Annotated in this window: 16 protein-coding genes; 15 read left to right on the top strand and 1 reads right to left on the bottom strand. The window is 62.2% G+C overall.

All coding sequences use genetic code 11. The features are described 5' to 3' along the window. Nucleotides 1-9 precede the first annotated feature (9 nt). The 15 genes from aroF to gluQRS all read left to right on the top strand — a co-directional run bounded on the left by aroF (nt 10) and on the right by gluQRS (nt 16,724). Complete coding sequence (gene aroF, locus EIH26_RS05870; protein WP_124061309.1) at nt 10-810, top strand: 3-deoxy-7-phosphoheptulonate synthase; 801 nt, start codon at nt 10-12, stop codon at nt 808-810. 97 nt (nt 811-907) lie between these two features. Next, nucleotides 908-1,177 (top strand): chorismate mutase, encoded by a 270-nt coding sequence (locus tag EIH26_RS05865; protein ID WP_124061308.1) that lies wholly within the window; start codon nt 908-910, stop codon nt 1,175-1,177. A gap of 424 nt (nt 1,178-1,601) precedes the next feature. Next, nucleotides 1,602-3,275, top strand: coding sequence for a dihydroxy-acid dehydratase (gene ilvD, locus EIH26_RS05860; RefSeq protein WP_124061307.1), 1,674 nt, complete (start codon nt 1,602-1,604; stop codon nt 3,273-3,275). Nucleotides 3,276-3,376: 101 nt separating this feature from the next. Beyond that, a complete protein-coding gene (gene ilvB / locus EIH26_RS05855) occupies nt 3,377-5,146 on the top strand; it encodes a biosynthetic-type acetolactate synthase large subunit (protein ID WP_124061805.1) in 1,770 nt (589 codons plus the stop codon). Then, complete coding sequence (gene ilvN / locus EIH26_RS05850) at nt 5,146-5,631, top strand: acetolactate synthase small subunit (RefSeq protein ID WP_124061306.1); 486 nt, start codon at nt 5,146-5,148, stop codon at nt 5,629-5,631. The genes ilvB and ilvN overlap by 1 nt, the downstream gene beginning before the upstream one ends. 66 nt (nt 5,632-5,697) lie before the next feature. Continuing rightward, entirely contained in the window at nt 5,698-6,693 is a 996-nt protein-coding gene (ilvC, locus tag EIH26_RS05845) for a ketol-acid reductoisomerase (RefSeq protein WP_124061305.1), read from the top strand. Nucleotides 6,694-6,765: 72 nt separating this feature from the next. Next, nucleotides 6,766-8,289: a 2-isopropylmalate synthase gene (locus EIH26_RS05840; protein WP_124061304.1), complete on the top strand. Its 1,524-nt coding sequence runs from the start codon at nt 6,766-6,768 to the stop codon at nt 8,287-8,289. A gap of 147 nt (nt 8,290-8,436) precedes the next feature. Further along, nucleotides 8,437-9,390, top strand: a complete 954-nt coding sequence (locus tag EIH26_RS05835; RefSeq protein WP_124061303.1) for an AEC family transporter — start codon at nt 8,437-8,439, stop codon at nt 9,388-9,390. Between the two features lie 135 nt (nt 9,391-9,525). Then, on the top strand, nt 9,526-10,842 hold the full coding sequence (locus EIH26_RS05830) for a phenylacetate--CoA ligase family protein (RefSeq protein ID WP_370453759.1): 1,317 nt from the start codon (nt 9,526-9,528) through the stop codon (nt 10,840-10,842). Next, nucleotides 10,839-11,267: an amino acid-binding protein gene (locus EIH26_RS05825; RefSeq protein ID WP_124061301.1), complete on the top strand. Its 429-nt coding sequence runs from the start codon at nt 10,839-10,841 to the stop codon at nt 11,265-11,267. The genes EIH26_RS05830 and EIH26_RS05825 overlap by 4 nt, the downstream gene beginning before the upstream one ends. A 1-nt stretch (nt 11,268) precedes the next feature. Then, complete coding sequence (locus EIH26_RS05820) at nt 11,269-12,672, top strand: D-alanyl-D-alanine carboxypeptidase family protein (protein ID WP_164470986.1); 1,404 nt, start codon at nt 11,269-11,271, stop codon at nt 12,670-12,672. A gap of 19 nt (nt 12,673-12,691) precedes the next feature. Beyond that, nucleotides 12,692-13,138 (top strand): FHA domain-containing protein, encoded by a 447-nt coding sequence (locus EIH26_RS05815; RefSeq protein ID WP_124061299.1) that lies wholly within the window; start codon nt 12,692-12,694, stop codon nt 13,136-13,138. 247 nt (nt 13,139-13,385) lie between these two features. Continuing rightward, nucleotides 13,386-15,134 carry a thiamine pyrophosphate-dependent enzyme gene (locus EIH26_RS05810; RefSeq protein WP_124061298.1) on the top strand — a complete coding sequence of 583 codons (1,749 nt, stop codon included), beginning with the start codon at nt 13,386-13,388 and terminating at the stop codon, nt 15,132-15,134. 12 nt (nt 15,135-15,146) lie between these two features. Beyond that, nucleotides 15,147-15,731 carry an indolepyruvate oxidoreductase subunit beta gene (locus tag EIH26_RS05805; protein WP_124061297.1) on the top strand — a complete coding sequence of 195 codons (585 nt, stop codon included), beginning with the start codon at nt 15,147-15,149 and terminating at the stop codon, nt 15,729-15,731. A 6-nt stretch (nt 15,732-15,737) separates the two neighbouring features. Further along, on the top strand, nt 15,738-16,724 hold the full coding sequence (gluQRS, locus tag EIH26_RS05800; RefSeq protein ID WP_124061296.1) for a tRNA glutamyl-Q(34) synthetase GluQRS: 987 nt from the start codon (nt 15,738-15,740) through the stop codon (nt 16,722-16,724). Here the strand turns inward: gluQRS and EIH26_RS05795 are convergent. Continuing rightward, nucleotides 16,687-17,637: a prenyltransferase gene (locus EIH26_RS05795; RefSeq protein WP_241152780.1), complete on the bottom strand. Its 951-nt coding sequence runs from the start codon at nt 17,635-17,637 to the stop codon at nt 16,687-16,689. The two genes, gluQRS and EIH26_RS05795, sit on opposite strands and share 38 nt — an antisense overlap. Nucleotides 17,638-17,715 lie beyond the last annotated feature (78 nt).

The raw sequence follows: 17,715 nt of genomic DNA, 5'->3' as shown, positions 1-17,715 counted from the left end.
GAGGTGACCATGGGCGCAGACCTTGCCGAAAAACTTCCCGACCTGGGGCAGCGAGACGATACCGTCACGCTGTTCTGCGGCCCTTGCTCGGTAGAGTCCTTCGAGCAGTTCGACGAAGTGGCCGCCTGCTTGAAAAACCTGGAGTTGACCTGGATCCGGGGAGGCGCCTACAAGCCGCGCACGAACCCGTACTCGTTCCAGGGCCTGGGAGAGGAGGGCCTTCGCATCATGCGCGACTCGGCGCATGCGCATGGCCTCAAAGCGCTCACCGAGGTAATGGACACCGAATTGGTGGACCTGGTCGACTCCCACGTCGATGGCATCCAGATCGGCGCGCGCAACTTTCAGAACTTCAGTCTTCTGCGCAAAGTGGGGAAGGCCACTGCCGCATCCCAGAAGATGGTGCTGTTCAAGCGCGGGTTTGCCGGAACCATTGAAGAGTGGCTGGCCGCAAGCGACTACCTTGCGATGGAGGGCAACCGCAACATCGTTTTGTGCGAACGAGGCCTGCGCACCTTCGAGACCGCCACCCGCTTCACGCTGGATATCTCGGCCGTCCCGGTGATCCACAAGCTGTCCACCATGCCGGTGTGCGTGGACGTGTCGCACGCGGCCGGCCAGCGCGACCTCGTTCCCGCACTGGCCAAGGCGGCCATCGCAGCGGGTGCCGACAGCATCATGATCGAGGTGCACCCCAACCCCCGCGCCGCGAAATCCGACAGCGCCCAGCAGCTATCGCTTCCTCAGTTCGAATCGCTGGTGAACGACCTGCGCGCCATCGCCGCCGCACTGGGAAAGACCATCGTGTAGGATTCGCCGGCAAACACCGCGCGCCGAAAGCCGCACCGGCCGAGGCAAACAGCGACACAGGAAGCAACCGCAGGCAGGAAAAGGGAAGGGGAGCATCATGACCAATCAGGAGAACCTCGATGCGATCGGACGCAATCGAATCGAGATCGACCGCATCGACCGTCAGATCGTGCGTCTCTTGAACGAACGCTGCGCACGCTCCCTGGCGATCCGCGATCTGAAATCCACCGAGCACCTGGGAATCTTCGACGCGCGGCGCGAAGAGGAGATTCTGGAGAAAACCGCCGAAGCAAACGAGGGTCCCCTCGACGACGAGCACGTTCACGCCGTCTACGCCGCCATCCTGCGCGTAATGAAGGAAGCGTAACGCGCCTGATGTGTTGCCCTTGTGTGGGTCCGATTTTCACCATCGCGCCCCGGACGGGCGGCGTATACTGCGCAGCAGTTCATTACATGAAATGCGATGACGAGGACAGTACGAGCTAGTTCATCTTCAAGAGAGTCGGCGGTTGCTGCAAGCCGATGGTGAATGCTCCGAATGCCCCCTCCGAGCAGTTCTTCTGAACGCTGTGCGAGTATCGGCCAACATCCGCTCTGCTTGCATGGTCAGTAAGCTGAGCCGGCGGCCCCGTTACAGGTCTGAACGAGCGGATCCGCACCGTTGCAGGTGCGGTGTACCCTGTATCCGTCAGTTCTCTCTGAGGTCCCCAGCAGGCTTGCTGCTGTGGGATTTTTTTATTGCAGCCGCCGGTTTACCGGCAGCCGGGCAAAAAAAAGAGAGAGGTAGCACGATGGATTTGAGAAGCTCGCAGATCACGCAGGGAGTCATGCGCGCGCCGCATCGCAGCCTGCTGAAGGCCGACGGCGTCACCGACGAGGAGATGGGCCGCCCCCTCATCGCCGTCGTCAACTCCCGCAACGACATCATCCCCGGCCACAACAACCTGGATAAAATCGCCGACGCCGTCAAGGCGGGCATCTACATGGCCGGAGGCGTTCCCTTCGAGATCTCGACCATCGGCGTGTGCGACGGCATCGCCATGAACCACCGCGGCATGCACTACTCGCTGGTGAGCCGCGACGTTATCGCCGACTCGCTGGAGTGCGCCGTCGAGGGTCACGCGTTCGACGGCATCGTCTGCATCCCCAACTGCGACAAGGTGGTTCCCGGCATGATCTTGGGCGCTCTGCGCGTGAACATCCCCACGGTGTTCGTATCGGGCGGCCCCATGCTTGCCGGCAAGCAGCGAGGCGGATGCGGCCCCTCTACCGACCTGAACACGCTGTTCGACGGTGCAGCGGCCGTTCAGGCGGGCCGCATGCCCGAAGACGAGCTGAAGTACTTCGAGAATACGGCGTGCCCCACCTGCGGAAGCTGCTCGGGCATGTTCACCGCCAACTCGATGAACTGCCTGTGCGAGGCTTTGGGCATCGCGCTTCCCGGAAACGGCACCGTCCCGGCCGTGTACTCCGAACGCATCCGCCTGGCCAAGCGTGCGGGCATGAAAGTGATGGAGCTGGTCGAGAAAAACGTGCGCATCGGCGACATCGTAAGCGCGCCCGCGATCCACAACGCCATGTCGTGCGACATGGCGTTCGGCGGCTCCACCAACACGGTGCTGCACCTCACCGCCATCGCGCGGCAGGCAGGGCATCCCGTCACGATGGACGACTGGGACCGCGTCTCGGCGACCACGCCCCATCTGGTGAAGCTCCAGCCCTCGGGCCCGCGCCCCCTGTCTGACCTCTACGAAGTGGGCGGCGTTCCCGTGGTCATGCACGAGCTCGACCGCGCCGGGAAGCTCGATCGCACCGCGCTCACCTGCATGGGTCCGCTCGACGAATACCTGAGAACCTGCACCGCGCCCGCAGACGGCGAAGTGTGCCGCACTGCCGAAAACCCGTTCTCCCCGGTTGGAGCGCTGCGCGTCCTGCATGGAAACCTCGCTCCCAAAGGCGGCATCGTGAAGAAATCGGCAGTCGATCCCTCCATGATGACCCACACGGGCCCCGCCCGCGTGTTCGATAGCGAGGAAGAGGCTTGCGCCTGCATCAACGCAGGCGGCATCAACCCGGGAGACGTCGTGGTTATCCGCTACGAAGGCCCCAAGGGCGGGCCCGGCATGCGCGAGATGCTAACGCCCACCTCGTCCATCGTCGGCATGGGGCTGTCCACCAGCGTGGCGCTTCTCACCGACGGGCGCTTCTCGGGCGCGACGAAGGGCCCGGCCATCGGGCACATCAGCCCGGAAGCCGCGGCGGGCGGGCCCATCGCGCTTGTCGAAGAGGGCGACTCCATCACCGTCGATATCGAAGGGGGAGCGCTCAACCTCAACATCAGCGACGAAGAGTTCGAACGCCGACGCACCGCGTTCGTCCCGCCAGCCCCCAAGCACAACCACGGCGTGCTGGCTAAATACGCAAAACTTGTCAGTTCCGCAGATGAAGGAGCGTTTGTATCGTGAGCGAATCCACCAAGAACACCGCCACCGGCGAGCGCGCGGCCATAACAGTCGCCCGCGCCGGCGCGCCGAAGGGTTTGGGAAGCCGCAACGCCAAGCAGGGGATGCGGATGACCGGCGCGCAGGCCGTCATCGCCTCGCTTGAGGCCGAAGGGGTCGACACCCTTTTCGGATACCCGGGAGGACAGGTCATCCGCATCTACGACGCCCTGTACGATTCCGAGATCATCAAGCACGTGCTGGTGCGCCACGAGCAGGGAGCGGTGCATGCCGCCGACGGCTATGCGCGCGCCACGGGCAACGTGGGCGTTGTGCTGGTGACAAGCGGTCCGGGGGCCACCAACACGGTCACCGGCATCGCAACGGCCTACATGGACTCGGTTCCCCTGGTGATCATCACCGGACAGGTGCCGCGTGCCGTCATCGGCACCGACGCCTTCCAGGAATCCGACATCGTGGGCATCACCATGCCCATCGTCAAGCACAGCTACCTGCTGCAGTCGGTGGACCAGCTGGCGTCGACCTTCCGCGAAGCCTTCCATATCGCGAAAACAGGGCGTCCCGGCCCCGTACTGATCGACATTCCGTCCGACATCACCGTCGAGGACGTGGTGTTTCAGTATCCCGACGACGTGAACATCCCGTCGTACCGACCCACCTACCGCGGCAACGCCAAGCAGATCCGTGCTGCAGCCGAGCGCATCGCGCAGGCGCGCCGCCCGGTGTTCTACGTCGGCGGGGGAGCCATCGCGTCGAACGCGGCGGCCGAGGTGTCCCAGCTCGCCAACATGTTGAAAATCCCCGTGGTAACCACGCTTATGAGCAAGGGCATCATGGCGACGGACGACTCGCTGAACCTCGGCATGGTGGGCATGCACGGCTCCAAGTACGCCAATCTCACCCTGAACCACGCCGACCTCATCATCGCCTCGGGAGCGCGCTTCTCCGATCGCGTGACGGGCAACGTGAAAAGCTTCGCGCCCAACGCCGATCTCATCCACATCGACATCGATCCGGCCGAGATCGGCAAGATCATCGACCCGCAGATCCCCGTCGTGGGAGACCTGAAGTCCGTGTTCGCCAGCCTTATCGAAATCTTCGCCAAGTCTAAGAAGGCACCCGACACTGCCGACTGGCTGGCCGAGGTGGCCGCCTGGCGCAACCGCTACCCGCTCTACGACAAGCGCCTCGATCCCGACAACGACGTGATCGTGCCCGAGGTGTCCATCCAGCTGCTCTCACGCCTCATCGACGCTGAGAACACCATCGTCGTTACCGAGGTGGGCCAGCATCAGATGTGGGCCGCGCAGTTCATCGACACCGAACGCCCGCGCACCTTCCTCAGTTCGGGGGGCGCCGGCACCATGGGGTTCGGGTTCCCCGCCGCCATCGGAGCGGCCATAGGGTGTCCCGACAAGACCGTCGTCTGCATCGCCGGAGACGGATCGTTCCAGATGAACAGCCAGGAAATGGCCACGGCCGCCATCGGCAACGTACCGGTGAAGGTGGTGGTGCTGGACAACCGGGCGCTCGGCATGGTGCGCCAATGGCAAAAGCTGTTCTACAAGCGCCGCTACTCCTTCACCGAACTGGCCGACAACCCCGATTTCGTGAAGCTGGCCGACGCCTACGGATGGCAAGGAGAACAGGTGACCAGCGCAAGCGAGCTCGCAGCGGCCTACAAGCGCATGCTCGATGCGCAGGGCCCCTACCTGCTAGACGTGTGCATCCCGCGCGACCAGAGCGTGTTTCCCATGGTGGCGCCGGGCAAGGGCCTCTCGGAAGTCACCGGGGCCATCGACAGCTCGGCAGGCGCCGTGCGTGTAGGACCCGAGGATTCGCCGGAAGTGGCAACGCCGGAAGGAGCGAACTGATGAAACACGTGCTTTCCATTTTGGTCGAGAACAGCCCCGGCGTGCTCTCGCGCGTCACCGGCCTCATCTCGCGACGCGGGTTCAACATCGAGTCGCTGTCCGTCGGACCCACCGAAGACCCCACCAAGTCGCGCGTCACCGTCATCGTGAACGCCAACGAAGTGGCCTACGAGCAGCTCACCAAGCAGCTTCACAAGCTTACCAGCGTGCACAAGATCAGCGACCTCACCAACGACAGCGCCATCGAGCGCGAGCTGGTTTTGTTCAAGGTGAACGCCCCGGCCGAACGGCGCGGCGAGATCATCGAGATCGCCAACGTGTTCCGCGCCAACATCGTGGACGTGGGCCGCACCTCGCTTACCGTCGAAGCCACGGGCGACGAGGCGAAGCTCAAGGGCATGGAGGATCTGTTCCGCGCCTACGGCCTGAAGGAGGCCACGCGCACCGGCAAGATCGCCATGGGCCGAAGCTCGAAGGAAAGCTAACCGATCACCTGCGCGCCCGCGCTCGCGATACCAGTAACAGCAGCCAACCAGACGAAAGGAAACGACATGGCTGTCACCATCTACTACGAACAGGACTGCAACCCCGAGGTCATCAAGGGTAAAAAGATCGCCGTCATCGGATACGGATCGCAGGGTCACGCCCATGCGCTCAACCTCAAGGATTCGGGATGCGACGTCCGCGTCGGCCTGCGCGAAGGCTCCTCTTCGGCCGAGTCCGCCCGCGAAGCGGGCCTCAACGTCGTTTCCATCGAGCAGGCCGCCGAAGAGGCCGACGTCATCATGATCCTCGTTCCCGACGAGATCCAGGCCAAGGTCTACGAACAGCAAATCGCCCCGCACCTGCACGCCGGCGACACCCTCGCGTTCGCGCACGGCTTCAACGTGCACTACGGATACATCACCGCTCCGGAAGACGTGAACGTTATCATGTGCGCTCCCAAGGGCCCCGGGCACATCGTCCGCCGCCAATACACCGAAGGTTCGGGCGTTCCCGATCTGGCCTGCGTGCACCAGGACGCCACGGGCGACGCCTGGGACATCGCGCTGTCGTACTGCTGGGGCGTGGGCGGCGCCCGCACGGGCATCATCAAGGCCACGTTCGCCCAGGAAACCGAAGAGGACCTTTTCGGCGAGCAAGCGGTTCTGTGCGGCGGCTTGGTCGAGCTGGTGAAAGCCGGCTTCGAGACGCTGGTTGACGCAGGCTATCCGGCCGAACTTGCCTACTTCGAGTGCTATCACGAGATGAAGATGATCGTGGACCTCATGTACGAAAGCGGCATCCACTTCATGAACTACTCGATCTCCAACACCGCCGAGTACGGCGAGTACTACGCCGGCCCCAAGGTCATCAACGACGAGTCGCGCGCGGCTATGAGGGAAATCCTCGAACGCATCCAGAACGGGGACTTCGCCCGCGAGTTCGTGGCCGACTGCAACGACAACCACAAGTGGCTGCTCGAGCAGCGCGAAGCCATCAACAACCACGAGATCGAAAAGACCGGCGAGAAGATCCGCTCGATGTTCACCTGGATCAAGAAATAGCAAACCCTCGAGGCCGGAAGCGGGCGCGCCTCCGGCCTCGGCAAACCCTTGCTTCCCGGAAAGGAGACTCGCATGACTCGGAAGATCAAGATCTTCGACACCACCTTGCGCGACGGCGAGCAGTCGCCCGGCGCATCGATGAACACCGAGGAGAAACTGGTGGTGGCGCGCGAGCTTCTGCGCTTGAACGTCGACGTGATCGAGGCGGGTTTTCCGATTTCGAGCCCGGGCGACTTCGAGAGCGTGCGGCGCATCGCCGAGCTGGCGGGTGACAACGCCACGGTCTGCGCCCTCACCCGCGCCGTCAAAAAAGACATCGACAGCGCCGCCGACGCCCTGAAATACGCCAAGCGCCCCCGCATCCACACCGGCATCGGCGTTTCGCCCTCCCATATGCGCGACAAGCTGAAGATGACCGAAGACCAGGTTGTCGAGCGCGCTGTCGAATGCGTTTCGTACGCCAAGCGCTTCGTCGATGACGTCGAGTTCTACGCCGAAGATGCGGGCCGCTCCGACTACGACTTCTTGGTGCGCGTGATCCAAGCCGTCGTTGACGCGGGAGCCACCGTCGTCAACATTCCCGACACCACCGGGTTCTCGCTGCCCGAAGAATACGGACGGCGCATCAAGTACCTGCACGACAACGTGCGCGGCATCGAAAACGTCGATATCTCGGTGCACTGCCATAACGATCTAGGCATGGCCACCGCACTTGCCATGGCCGGCGTGCGAAACGGCGCGACCCAGATCGAGTGCACCATCAACGGCCTGGGCGAGCGCGCGGGCAACACCGCCATGGAAGAGGTCGTCATGGCCATCCGCATGCACGGCGAAGAGCTCGACGCCCACACCGATGTGAACACCCGCGAATTCGTGAGGGCAAGCCGCCTCGTGTCGTCCATCACCGGCATGAACGTCCAGGCCAACAAGGCCATCGTGGGCGCCAACGCATTCGCCCATTCCTCGGGCATCCACCAAGACGGCGTGCTGAAGCAGCGCTCGACCTACGAGATCATCGACCCCGAAGAGGTTGGCGCGGGACAGTCCAAGATCATTCTCACAGCGCGCTCGGGCCACGCAGCGCTCAAGCACCGCCTGATCGAACTGGGGTACGAGTTCGAAAAAGACGAGCTCGACAAGATCTACGAAGCCTTCCTCGACCTGGCCGACAAGAAAAAGGAAGTGTTCGACGAAGACCTGGAAAGCCTGGTGAACGAACGCGAGCGCGAGGCTGCGGCCCTGTACTCCATCGTGAGCGTCCAGGTGTCCAGCGGATATCCCCTTATCCCCACGGCCACGGTCACCCTGAAAGACCCCGACGGCGCCGATGCCACGGTGTGCACCTACGGCGTGGGGCCCATCGATGCGGTGTTCAAGGCCGTGAATCAGATCATCCGCGTCGATAACGAGCTGTCGGAATTCTCCGTCCAGTCCGTCACCCGCGGCCTGGCCGCCCTCGGCGAGGTCACGGTGCGCGTGGCCGCATCCGACGGACGCGTCTTCGCCGGCAGGGGAGCCGACGGCGACATCATCGTGTCGTCTGCGAAGGCCTACGTGAACGCCCTCAACCGCCTGCTGTCCGATCGGAAGAATTAAGCGTTTGTTACGTACCTGTGGGTTTCGGTTGTAAGAGGGGAAAACCGCGGTCCGTTGGTATAGATTGAATTCAGGGAGACACCTTCGCGCGAGGTGTCTCCCTGTTCGTTGGAACCTGAAGAGACTAAAGAGACTAAGAAGTTCAGCATGGATATATTTTCGCACGCAGCCTTTCAGATGATCGAGCTCACCCTTCTTGCCGCCGCCGGCGTTATCGCCCGTAAACTCGACTTCATGAACAGCGCGTTCGACACCGCGCTGTCGCGTCTCGTGATGAACTTCTCGCTGCCCGCCCTCATGGTGTCGTCGGTGCTGAACAACACCGGCCTGCCCGACTTCGCCACCATCATGCGCATCCTGGGATTTTCGATGCTCGCCTACGCGCTGATGATGGTCATTTCCTATCTTGTGCCGCGCCTGTACCCCAACATCGAACCCGCAACGCGCGGCGCCCACTCGTTCATGATGGGATTCGGAAACACCAGCTTCGTCGGGCTTCCCATCCTCAACGCCATATTCGGGCCAGCCGCGGTGTTCTACGGCGTCATCAACAACATTCCGTTCAACATCTTCGCATTCACCTGCGGAGAATCAATGATCAGGCAGGGGGGCGCCGCAAAGGGGGCGTCGTTCAAGCGACGGGCGAAAAAGGTCCTGCGCAACCTCATGAACCCCGCCATGATCGCCTGCATCGTCGCGCTCGTGCTGGCATCGCTGGGAATCACCGACAACGGGGGCCTGGTGGGCAGCACCCTCAACTACATAGGCCAGATGACGGTTCCCGCCTCGATGCTGATCATCGGCTCGACTCTTGCCACCCTGTCGCCGAAGGAAACGCTGTCGCACGTCAAACCCTACCTCACCTCTCTCGTGCGCCTGCTGGCGATCCCCGTCGCACTGTTCTTCGCGCTGCGCCCCTTCATCGACGATCCGCTGATCCTCGGCGTTATCGTCGTGGGTGCCGGCATGCCGGTGGCGTCGATGGGCATCATGATGGCCCTCATGTACGACGGCGACGTGAAGGCCATGTCGCAAGGAACGTTCATCACCACGATCCTCGCTCTTGCCACCATCCCGCTGCTGGCCGTTTTGGTGTCGTAGGGGCTTTCCCCAAACGTATTACTTGTGTGTTAACGAATCCAACACATCCAGAAAATAGCTAATCACCTGGTATGATTGCGTTGTCCCCAGCAGGGGATGTTTTTTTCGCGACCCTGTTTGGAAAGAAAGGCGAGGATGATGGCGTACTACCAGCCGGACATCGAGACCATGTCTCGAGAGCAGCTGAGGAAGCTGCAGTTCAAGCGCGCTCGATGGACGGTTCAGCACGCCTTCGACAACATCCCCTTCTACCGCGAATCCTGGAAGGAGGCGGGGGTGGAGCCGGGCGACCTCAGGTCGCTTGAAGACCTTTCCGAATTCCCCTTCATCAAGAAGCAGGATATGCGCGATAACTACCCGTTCGGCCTATTCGCGGTCGATCAGCACCGCGTTGCGCGCATCCACGCGTCATCGGGCACCACCGGGCAGGCCACCGTTGTGGGCAGCACCGCGTCCGACCTGGCCAACTGGGCCGACTGCTTCGCGCGCGGCATCTACATGGCCGGGGGAGGACCCAAGTCGACCGTTCAGGTTTCCTACGGATACGGCCTGTTCACAGGAGGTTTGGGAGCCCACACCGGAAGCGAGCGGGCCGGAGCCACGGTTATCCCCACCTCGTCGGGCAACACGCAGCGCCAGATCCAGATGATGAAGGATCTGGGCACCACCATCATCGCCTGCACGCCTTCCTACGCGCTGCTTTTGGCCGACACCATGATAGAGATGGGCATGGATCCGCGCACCGACCTGAAGCTGACGGCCGGCATCTTCGGAGCCGAAGCGGCCTCCGACGGCCTCAAAACCGAACTTGCGCGGAAGCTGGGCATCCGCTACGTGAACGTCTACGGCCTTTCCGAGATCATGGGGCCGGGCGTCGCGTTTTCCTGCGAGCACGACAACGGGCTCCATCTTGCAGAAGACCACTTCTACGCCGAGATCATCGATCCCGACACGCTTCTTCCCGTTCCCGACGGCCAATACGGCGAACTGGTGTTCACCACGCTCACGCGCGAGTGCTGCCCCATGGTGCGCTACCGCACGCGCGACATCACCCGCATCGTCGATCGCACGTGCGCCTGCGGACGCACGCACCGCATGATCGACAACATCGTCGGACGCTCCGACGACATGATGATCATCCGCGGCGTGAACGTGTTCCCGTCTCAGATCGAGCAGGTGATCACCGCCATTCCCGAAATCGCGGCCCAGTACAAGATCATCCTGCGCACAGACGGGCACCTCGACCGCATGGAGCTGCAGGTGGAAACCGTTCCCGAGTTCCCCTTCGACGAGATCAGGAAGCTCGAGGAAGTCAAAGCCCGCCTCAAAGCCGAGCTCAAGAGCAACCTGCAGATAGGCGTGGACGTAAAGCTGGTCGAACCGATGAGCATCGAGCGCTCCGAGGGGAAAGCGAAGCGCGTATTCGATCTGAGGGAGAAGGTGGCGCGATGATCAAGCAGCTTACCGTTTTTCTAGCAAACGAGCAGGGACGGCTCTCGTCTGTATGCAGGGCGCTGGCCGACGCGCGCATCAACGTGCACGCGCTCGTGCTGGCCGACACGGCCGAATACGGAGTCGCGCGCTTCCTATGCGATCGACCCGAAGCGGCGGCACTCGAGCTGGAGCGGCGTGGATACCGCGCCCGCACCGTCGATGTCCTGGGCGTCTATGTAGCCGATCGCGCCGGCGGGCTGGTAGAGGCGCTCGATGCCCTCGACGGCACCGGCGTGAACATCGAGTACCTCTACTGCATTTCCTCCAGCACCGACGATGCCCTCGATATCCTGAAAGTCGAAAACCCGCAGTCCGTCGAGGAAGCGCTGAAGAACGCCGGATTCCGTATCGCCGACCCCTCTGATATCTATGAACTGGACTAACATGCCTAACATGCGAACCTGTGCGTTCGGAAAGGGAGGATGCGCACGCACCCTCTTCGCGCTGGCTCTTGCAGGTGCGCTCGCGCTGCCCGCGCTGCCGGCCTTCGCGGACGTGCGAAAATCAGATCAGATCGGCGACTCCACCGTCGAAGCGCTGGGGCTTTCGGTGGGGGACTGCCCCGATGTGGCCTCCGATTACGCCGTGCTGGTCGATTCTGCGGGCAGGCCCCTGTTCCAGCGCCAGGCAACCGCACCCGCACAGATCGCTTCCATCACCAAGGTGATGACTGCGCTGGTCAGCATGGAGTACCTGAAGCTCGACGATCAGATCGTCGTAAGCGAGGCAGCCGCCGCCATCGGCGAATCGTCGGCCAACCTCAGGGCGGGCGATGCCATGTCGTTCGAAACCGCGCTGAAAGCGCTGCTGGTCCCTTCGGGAAACGACGCCGCCGTCGCCATTTCCGAAGCTGCAGGCCAGGCCATCCTCGAACGGGAACCCGGCTTGGGCGACACCCCCGCCGCAGCTTTCGTCGCGAAGATGAACGAAAAGGCGAAAGAGCTGGGATGCACCGACACCGTCTACGAGAACCCGCACGGCCTCGACGACGGGTCTTTTGCCGGAAGCCTCCACAGCACCGCATCCGATCAGGCGCTTATTGCAGCGAAGGCCATGGACAGCGACGTCATCGCTGCCATCGTGAAGGGCGGCAGCACGTCGATCGTCGTCAAGCGGGGCGGCTCTAACACCCAGATCGATCTTCAGACCACCGATGCGCTCCTTGAAATGTACGACCGTGCGATCGGCGTCAAAACGGGGGAGACCCTTTTGGCCGGACCTTCGTTTATGGGAGCGGCCAGCGACGGAAGCATGAAGCTCTACGCCGTCGTGCTGCACTCCGACACCGCCCAAACCCGCTTCGACGATGCGAAGGCGCTGTTCGAGTGGGGATACCGCCACTACATCGACTATCGTTTTATAAACGCCGATCAAACGATAAGCATGGCGGCGAATTCCACGGTCACCGAGGTTCCGTTGGTGGCCCAGGTTAAGTTAGCCGACCGCCACGATGCCGTCCTCGACGTCACGATCTCCGATCCGAACGCCTCGCAGCGCGTGTTCGATCTCGACGGAAACGTAAGCCAGGACGTCGAGATAGACGACGGGGCGCTTTCGGGGGTCGTCAAAGCCGGTCAGAAGGTGGGTTCCATATCGTTCAAGCAACACAACCAGACCATAGCCCGATACGACCTGCTGGCCGCTGAAACCGTTGACGCCCCTGGGATATTCGACCGCGTTTCGAACTGGTTCTGGGGTCTGTTCGGAAGCAGCGATGACCGCCAGAACGTCGTTACCGTGCACAACAATATGCCTATAATCAAGAACAACCAGAAAAACCAAGCGTAACCGCGCCCGGAGGTGCACCATGAGCCGAACCTGCCCCATCTGCAACAGCATCGCCAACGACGCGGCCCCATCCTGCCCTGCATGCGGCTTTAAATTCAACGGCTCGACCGAATCGTTCGCACCGCTGCAGCTTACCGGCGCAAACCGTCCCGTTCAAAGCGCCGCGCCGCGCAAACCCGGATGCCTCAAAGTCGTGCGCGGCCCGCGCACGGGAGCCGTCATCGACCTGTACGATGGCGAGCTTTCCATCGGACGCGACCCGCGCTGCGACGTATTCCTCAACGATATGACGGTGTCGCGCAATCATGCGACGCTTACCGTGCAGGGTGCAAGCGCGACGATTCGCGACAACAACTCCTTCAACGGCGTATGGGTGAACAACAGCAGCGTCGATGTCGCCACACTTACGGTAGGCGATAAGATTCAGATCGGCGAGTTCTGCCTGCACTATTGCGAGGCGCAGTAGGGAAGCGTCTTTTTGAAGGCCAACCCGCTGCGCCGAAACGGACCGACCGGCCATACGATCCCCGAACGGCGTATGGAACGACGTCCGAACAACTGCGAAATCGCAACGATGGCTCTGTTTGCAGCGCCATCGAAACCCGAAGCGTTTATCCTGTTCCGACAGCTCCGGTTCTTGCAGCCATCCGAGGGGGTTACCGACGAGAGGGCCCGCAGACGCCCAGAGCCGTCGAATTGACGAGAGGCATCACATGGAACTTTTATCAGGAAACGAAGCCATAGCGCGCGGCGCATGGGAAGCAGGCGCCCACATCGGCGTCGCTTATCCCGGAACGCCGTCCACCGAGACGCTCGAGACCTTCTGCACCTTCGACGATGTGTACGCCGAATGGTGCACAAACGAGAAAGTAGCCGTCGAGGTGGGCATGGGAGCCTCCGCGGCCGGAGCCCGCGTGCTTTCCACCATGAAGCACGTCGGGGTGAACGTCGCCGCTGATCCGCTGTTCACCGCTGCCTACACCGGCGTCAACGGCGGCTTCGTCATCCTTGCTGCCGACGATCCGGGTATGTACTCGTCCCAAGACGAGCAAGACTCCCACTGGTACGCGCGCGCAGCGCATATCCCCATGCTCGATCCCGCCGACTCGGCCGAAGCGCTGGCCTTCACCCGCGATGCCTTCGATATCTCCGAGCGATTCGACGTGCCCGTGTTCATCCGCTCGACCGTGCGCGTGTCCCACACCAAAACCGCCGTCGAGGTTGGGCCCCGTCGCGCCTGTCCGATCAAGCCGTACGAAAAGGATGCGGCCAAGTGGGTCATGATGCCCGCGTTCGCCAAACCGCGCCGCAAAATCCAGCTCGAGCGCATCGACGAGCTTCGCGCGTGGGTGGAAACCTGCCCTTACAACCACGTGATCCGAAAAGGCGCCGACATCGGAGTAATATGCGCCGGGGCCGCCTACCAGCACGTCGTCGAAGCACTGCCCGACGCTTCGGTGTTCAAACTCGGCGTCAGCTGGCCGCTGCCTCCAAATGCGCTGCGCGCGTTTGCCGAATCGGTTGACAAGGTGTACGTGGTCGAAGAGGCGTCCGAATACTTCGCCGACCAGGTGCGCGCGCTCGGCATCGAACTCGATGCCTTCGAGCGCCCTCTTCCGCGCGACGGAGAGCTTTCGCCCGGGCTCATCCGCACCGCCTTCGGTTTCAGCGAGCCCGCGCACGCCGACGCGATGGGCGATGTTCCCGCGCGTCCGCCCGCGCTGTGCCCGGGGTGCCCGCACCGTCTGGTGTTCAAGGAGCTTTCGCGCATGAGAGCCATCGTCACCGGCGATATCGGCTGCTACACCCTGGGGGCTCTCGCGCCGCTGTCCTCGATCGACACCTGCCTCGACATGGGAGCCTCGGTGTCGATGTCCCACGGATTCGAACTGGCCCTCGAGGGAACCGAGCACCGGCCCGTCGTCGGCATCATCGGCGATTCGACGTTTGCGCATTCGGGCCTCTCGTCGCTTATCTCAACCGTATACAATCGAGGGAAGGGCACCGTCTGCATCCTGGACAACCGCACGACGGCCATGACCGGTCGCCAGGGCAATCCCTTCAACGGCGAAACCCTCCAGGGACGGCCCAGCAGAGAGCTCGACCTGGTCGGACTGCTGCACGCGATCGACGTCGACCATGTCCTGGAAGTCGATCCCCATAACGCCAAATCCGTTCGCGGCGCCCTGCGCACTGCGACAAAGGATCAGGCTGACAAGCTGACCGTCATCGTGTTCAAAGCGCCCTGCGTGCTTCTCAGCAAAGACCGCAAACCCAACTACTTCGTTAACGGCAACTGCACGTCTTGCGGAGCCTGCACCTCCATCGGGTGCCCCGCGCTGTCCAAAGATCTCGAAAGCGGTCTGGCTTCCATCGACCAGACCCTCTGCGTCGGATGCGGGCAGTGCGAGCAGTATTGCCACTCGAACGCCATCGAACAGCTGACCGGCCTTTCGGCCTAAGGGGGAAGTCTTATGAACGCGCGCACCGTCCTTCTTTGCGGAGTCGGGGGGCAGGGAACCATCCTCGCCGCTGACCTGCTTGCCCGTGCCGCTTTGGCGGCGGGCCTCGAAGTGAAGGTTTCCGAGATCCACGGCATGGCCCAGCGCGGCGGAGCCGTCACCACGGTCGTTCGCTTCGGCGAAAGCGTCTCCACCATGGTTGCAGACGCCGGCATGACCGACTGCGTGGTGTCGTTCGAAACCACCGAGGCCCTGCGCAACGCACCGTATCTGAAAGAGGGGGGATACCTCCTCGTCGCGGACGAAACCATCAAGCCGCTGCCCGTTGCCTGCGGACGTGCGTCCATGCCCGCGCAGGCGCGTATGAAGCTTGAACGGCTCGGCGCCGTGATCGTTCCCGCAACGAAGATCGCGCGCGAGGCCGGCAACCCGAAAACCGTGAACGTCGTCCTTCTCGGGGCGCTCGAAGCGCGTCTTGGGTTCGGGCGCGAGGCCTGGATCAAGGCGATCGAGGGAAAGGTTCCCCCCAAAACCGTCGAGGCGAACACGCGGGCCTTCGATCTTGCGCTGGAATTCGCGCAGGAAAACCTAGGCTAGCGCGTCATGGCGGTTGTCGGGCGCTTCGCGCCCAGCCCGACAGGACGCATGCATGCGGGAAACATCTACGCCGCGCTCCTTTCGTGGCTGATCGTCAGATCCCAGAAGGGGAGCATCGTTTTGCGCATCGAAGACCTCGATCGCGAGCGATCCCGCCCTGCGTATGCCAACCAGATCATGCGCGATTTCGAATCCCTGGGCCTTACCTGGGACCGAGGGCCCTTCTTCCAACACAACCGCGACGAGGTGTACCGAGCCGCGCTCGAACGCCTTTCCTCCCAAGCGCGCGTCTACCCTTGCTTCTGCACGCGCGCCGATCTGCGGGCCGCATCGGCGCCCCATGTCGGAGAACGCTTCGTTTACGCGGGAACCTGCAGAAACATCTCTCCCGACGAGGCAGAGCGCCGATCCAAGCTGCACTCACCGTCTTGGAGAATCTGCGTCCCCGACAAAACGTATCGCGTGAACGATATGATACAGGGGACGTTCGGGCAGAACCTCGCAACGGAGTGCGGAGACTTCGTTTTGCGGCGTGCCGACGGATCGTTCGCCTATCAGCTGGCCGTCGTTGCAGACGATTTCGAGCAAGGCGTCACCTGCGTCGTTCGCGGTTGCGACCTGCTCTCATCAACCCCTCAGCAAAGATACCTGCAGGATTTGCTGGGCTTCGAGCGCCCCTCGTACGCCCACATCCCCTTGCTGGCAGATTCCAGTGGACGGCGGCTTTCCAAGCGCAACCGAGATGCGTCGTTCGATGAGCTGATCGGCCGATACCGAACTCCCGAAGGCATAATCGGACATATCGCCCACATCGCCGGTATCCTGAAGACAGACGAACCCGCTTCTCCCGACGAGGTTCTTGCGCTGTTCGACCTCGATCGATGGCGTCAGCAGCTTGGGAAGCGACACGGCCTGGCACAATTGGAGTGGTGCGAGGATCCCGTCTGGAAAGCAGCTACAGCGACAGGCCGGTCGAAGCCGACAGAAGGATAGCCGCCGCGTAAAACACCCCCAGCACGATATTCACCGTGAGGATCTGAGGCATAGACTGAAGGCGCCTCTCGGGAGTAAGCGGATTGCGGAACAGCGCCTGTAAAAGCGGGAGCGCCGCCAGCACCATGAACGGCGCCGCAATCAGCCCCCTGGGGAACCAAACAGTCAAAACGGCAAGCATCGAGATGATGCCGGCCACCGTGAGCGCCCGATACAGGCGCCGTGCGCGCTCGCGTCCCAGCACGATCGCCAAGGTTTTGCGATGCGCGGGAATATCGCGTTCGATATCGCTGATGTTGTTGGTAAACATGATCAGTCCGATTAGAAATATGAAGGGAACGCTCCATACAAGCACCAACGGTTCGATCGATCCGGTAAGCACGTAAACAACGGCGAGGGGCACGAGCGCCCCCATGACAACACCGCTTACCGCTTCTCCAAGGGGCAAATAGGACAGGGGAGTCTTTCCCGCCGAGTACACGATAACGAAAACCGCTCCGATCGAGCCGATTGCCAAGGGAAACCATCCCGCGCGCGCGATCACGTAGATGCCGAGTACAAACGCAGCGATCACGAAGCACACCGCAAGCCTCAACGCAGAACGGGGATCAAGGTCGTTATAGACGAGCACCGAATCGCTCGGGTCGACGAAGTCCTCTTCGCCATCCGTTCCCTTGATGCAATCGTAATAATCGTTGAACGTGTTCGCGGCTGATTGGAACAACACGACGATGGCCAATACGGCCAACGACAGCGACAACGAAACCGATCCGACCAGTACCGATGCCATGCATACCGCTGCGAAGGTGGGGAGGATCGCAGCGGGCCACGTATGGGGCGCCGCAAGCTCAAGCGCCATCTTCGCCGTAAGCCGTCCTGTGTTTTCGCTGGTCATACGATCGTTTGAACTCAATGGTTCGCCTTTCTTCTCGCATACTGAACCATCATGCCATAAGCGGACCAACAATACCTGCCATGAGCACGTTAAATT

Source organism: Gordonibacter sp. Marseille-P4307 (assembly GCF_900604965.1).
Lineage (GTDB): Bacteria > Actinomycetota > Coriobacteriia > Coriobacteriales > Eggerthellaceae > Berryella.
The sequence above is the reverse complement of the archived record's forward strand: the minus strand, read 5'-3'. Positions and strand labels throughout refer to the sequence as shown.

Excerpts from the sequence above, each read along its gene's own strand:
- aroF (WP_124061309.1), top strand. The coding sequence starts at position 10 with ATGGGCGCAGACCTTGCCGAAAAACTTCCCGACCTGGGGCAGCGAGAC.
- EIH26_RS05865 (WP_124061308.1), top strand. The coding sequence starts at position 908 with ATGACCAATCAGGAGAACCTCGATGCGATCGGACGCAATCGAATCGAG.
- ilvD (WP_124061307.1), top strand. The coding sequence starts at position 1,602 with ATGGATTTGAGAAGCTCGCAGATCACGCAGGGAGTCATGCGCGCGCCG.
- ilvB (WP_124061805.1), top strand. The coding sequence starts at position 3,377 with ATGCGGATGACCGGCGCGCAGGCCGTCATCGCCTCGCTTGAGGCCGAA.
- ilvN (WP_124061306.1), top strand. The coding sequence starts at position 5,146 with ATGAAACACGTGCTTTCCATTTTGGTCGAGAACAGCCCCGGCGTGCTC.
- ilvC (WP_124061305.1), top strand. The coding sequence starts at position 5,698 with ATGGCTGTCACCATCTACTACGAACAGGACTGCAACCCCGAGGTCATC.
- EIH26_RS05840 (WP_124061304.1), top strand. The coding sequence starts at position 6,766 with ATGACTCGGAAGATCAAGATCTTCGACACCACCTTGCGCGACGGCGAG.
- EIH26_RS05835 (WP_124061303.1), top strand. The coding sequence starts at position 8,437 with ATGGATATATTTTCGCACGCAGCCTTTCAGATGATCGAGCTCACCCTT.
- EIH26_RS05830 (WP_370453759.1), top strand. The coding sequence starts at position 9,526 with ATGATGGCGTACTACCAGCCGGACATCGAGACCATGTCTCGAGAGCAG.
- EIH26_RS05825 (WP_124061301.1), top strand. The coding sequence starts at position 10,839 with ATGATCAAGCAGCTTACCGTTTTTCTAGCAAACGAGCAGGGACGGCTC.
- EIH26_RS05820 (WP_164470986.1), top strand. The coding sequence starts at position 11,269 with ATGCCTAACATGCGAACCTGTGCGTTCGGAAAGGGAGGATGCGCACGC.
- EIH26_RS05815 (WP_124061299.1), top strand. The coding sequence starts at position 12,692 with ATGAGCCGAACCTGCCCCATCTGCAACAGCATCGCCAACGACGCGGCC.
- EIH26_RS05810 (WP_124061298.1), top strand. The coding sequence starts at position 13,386 with ATGGAACTTTTATCAGGAAACGAAGCCATAGCGCGCGGCGCATGGGAA.
- EIH26_RS05805 (WP_124061297.1), top strand. The coding sequence starts at position 15,147 with ATGAACGCGCGCACCGTCCTTCTTTGCGGAGTCGGGGGGCAGGGAACC.
- gluQRS (WP_124061296.1), top strand. The coding sequence starts at position 15,738 with ATGGCGGTTGTCGGGCGCTTCGCGCCCAGCCCGACAGGACGCATGCAT.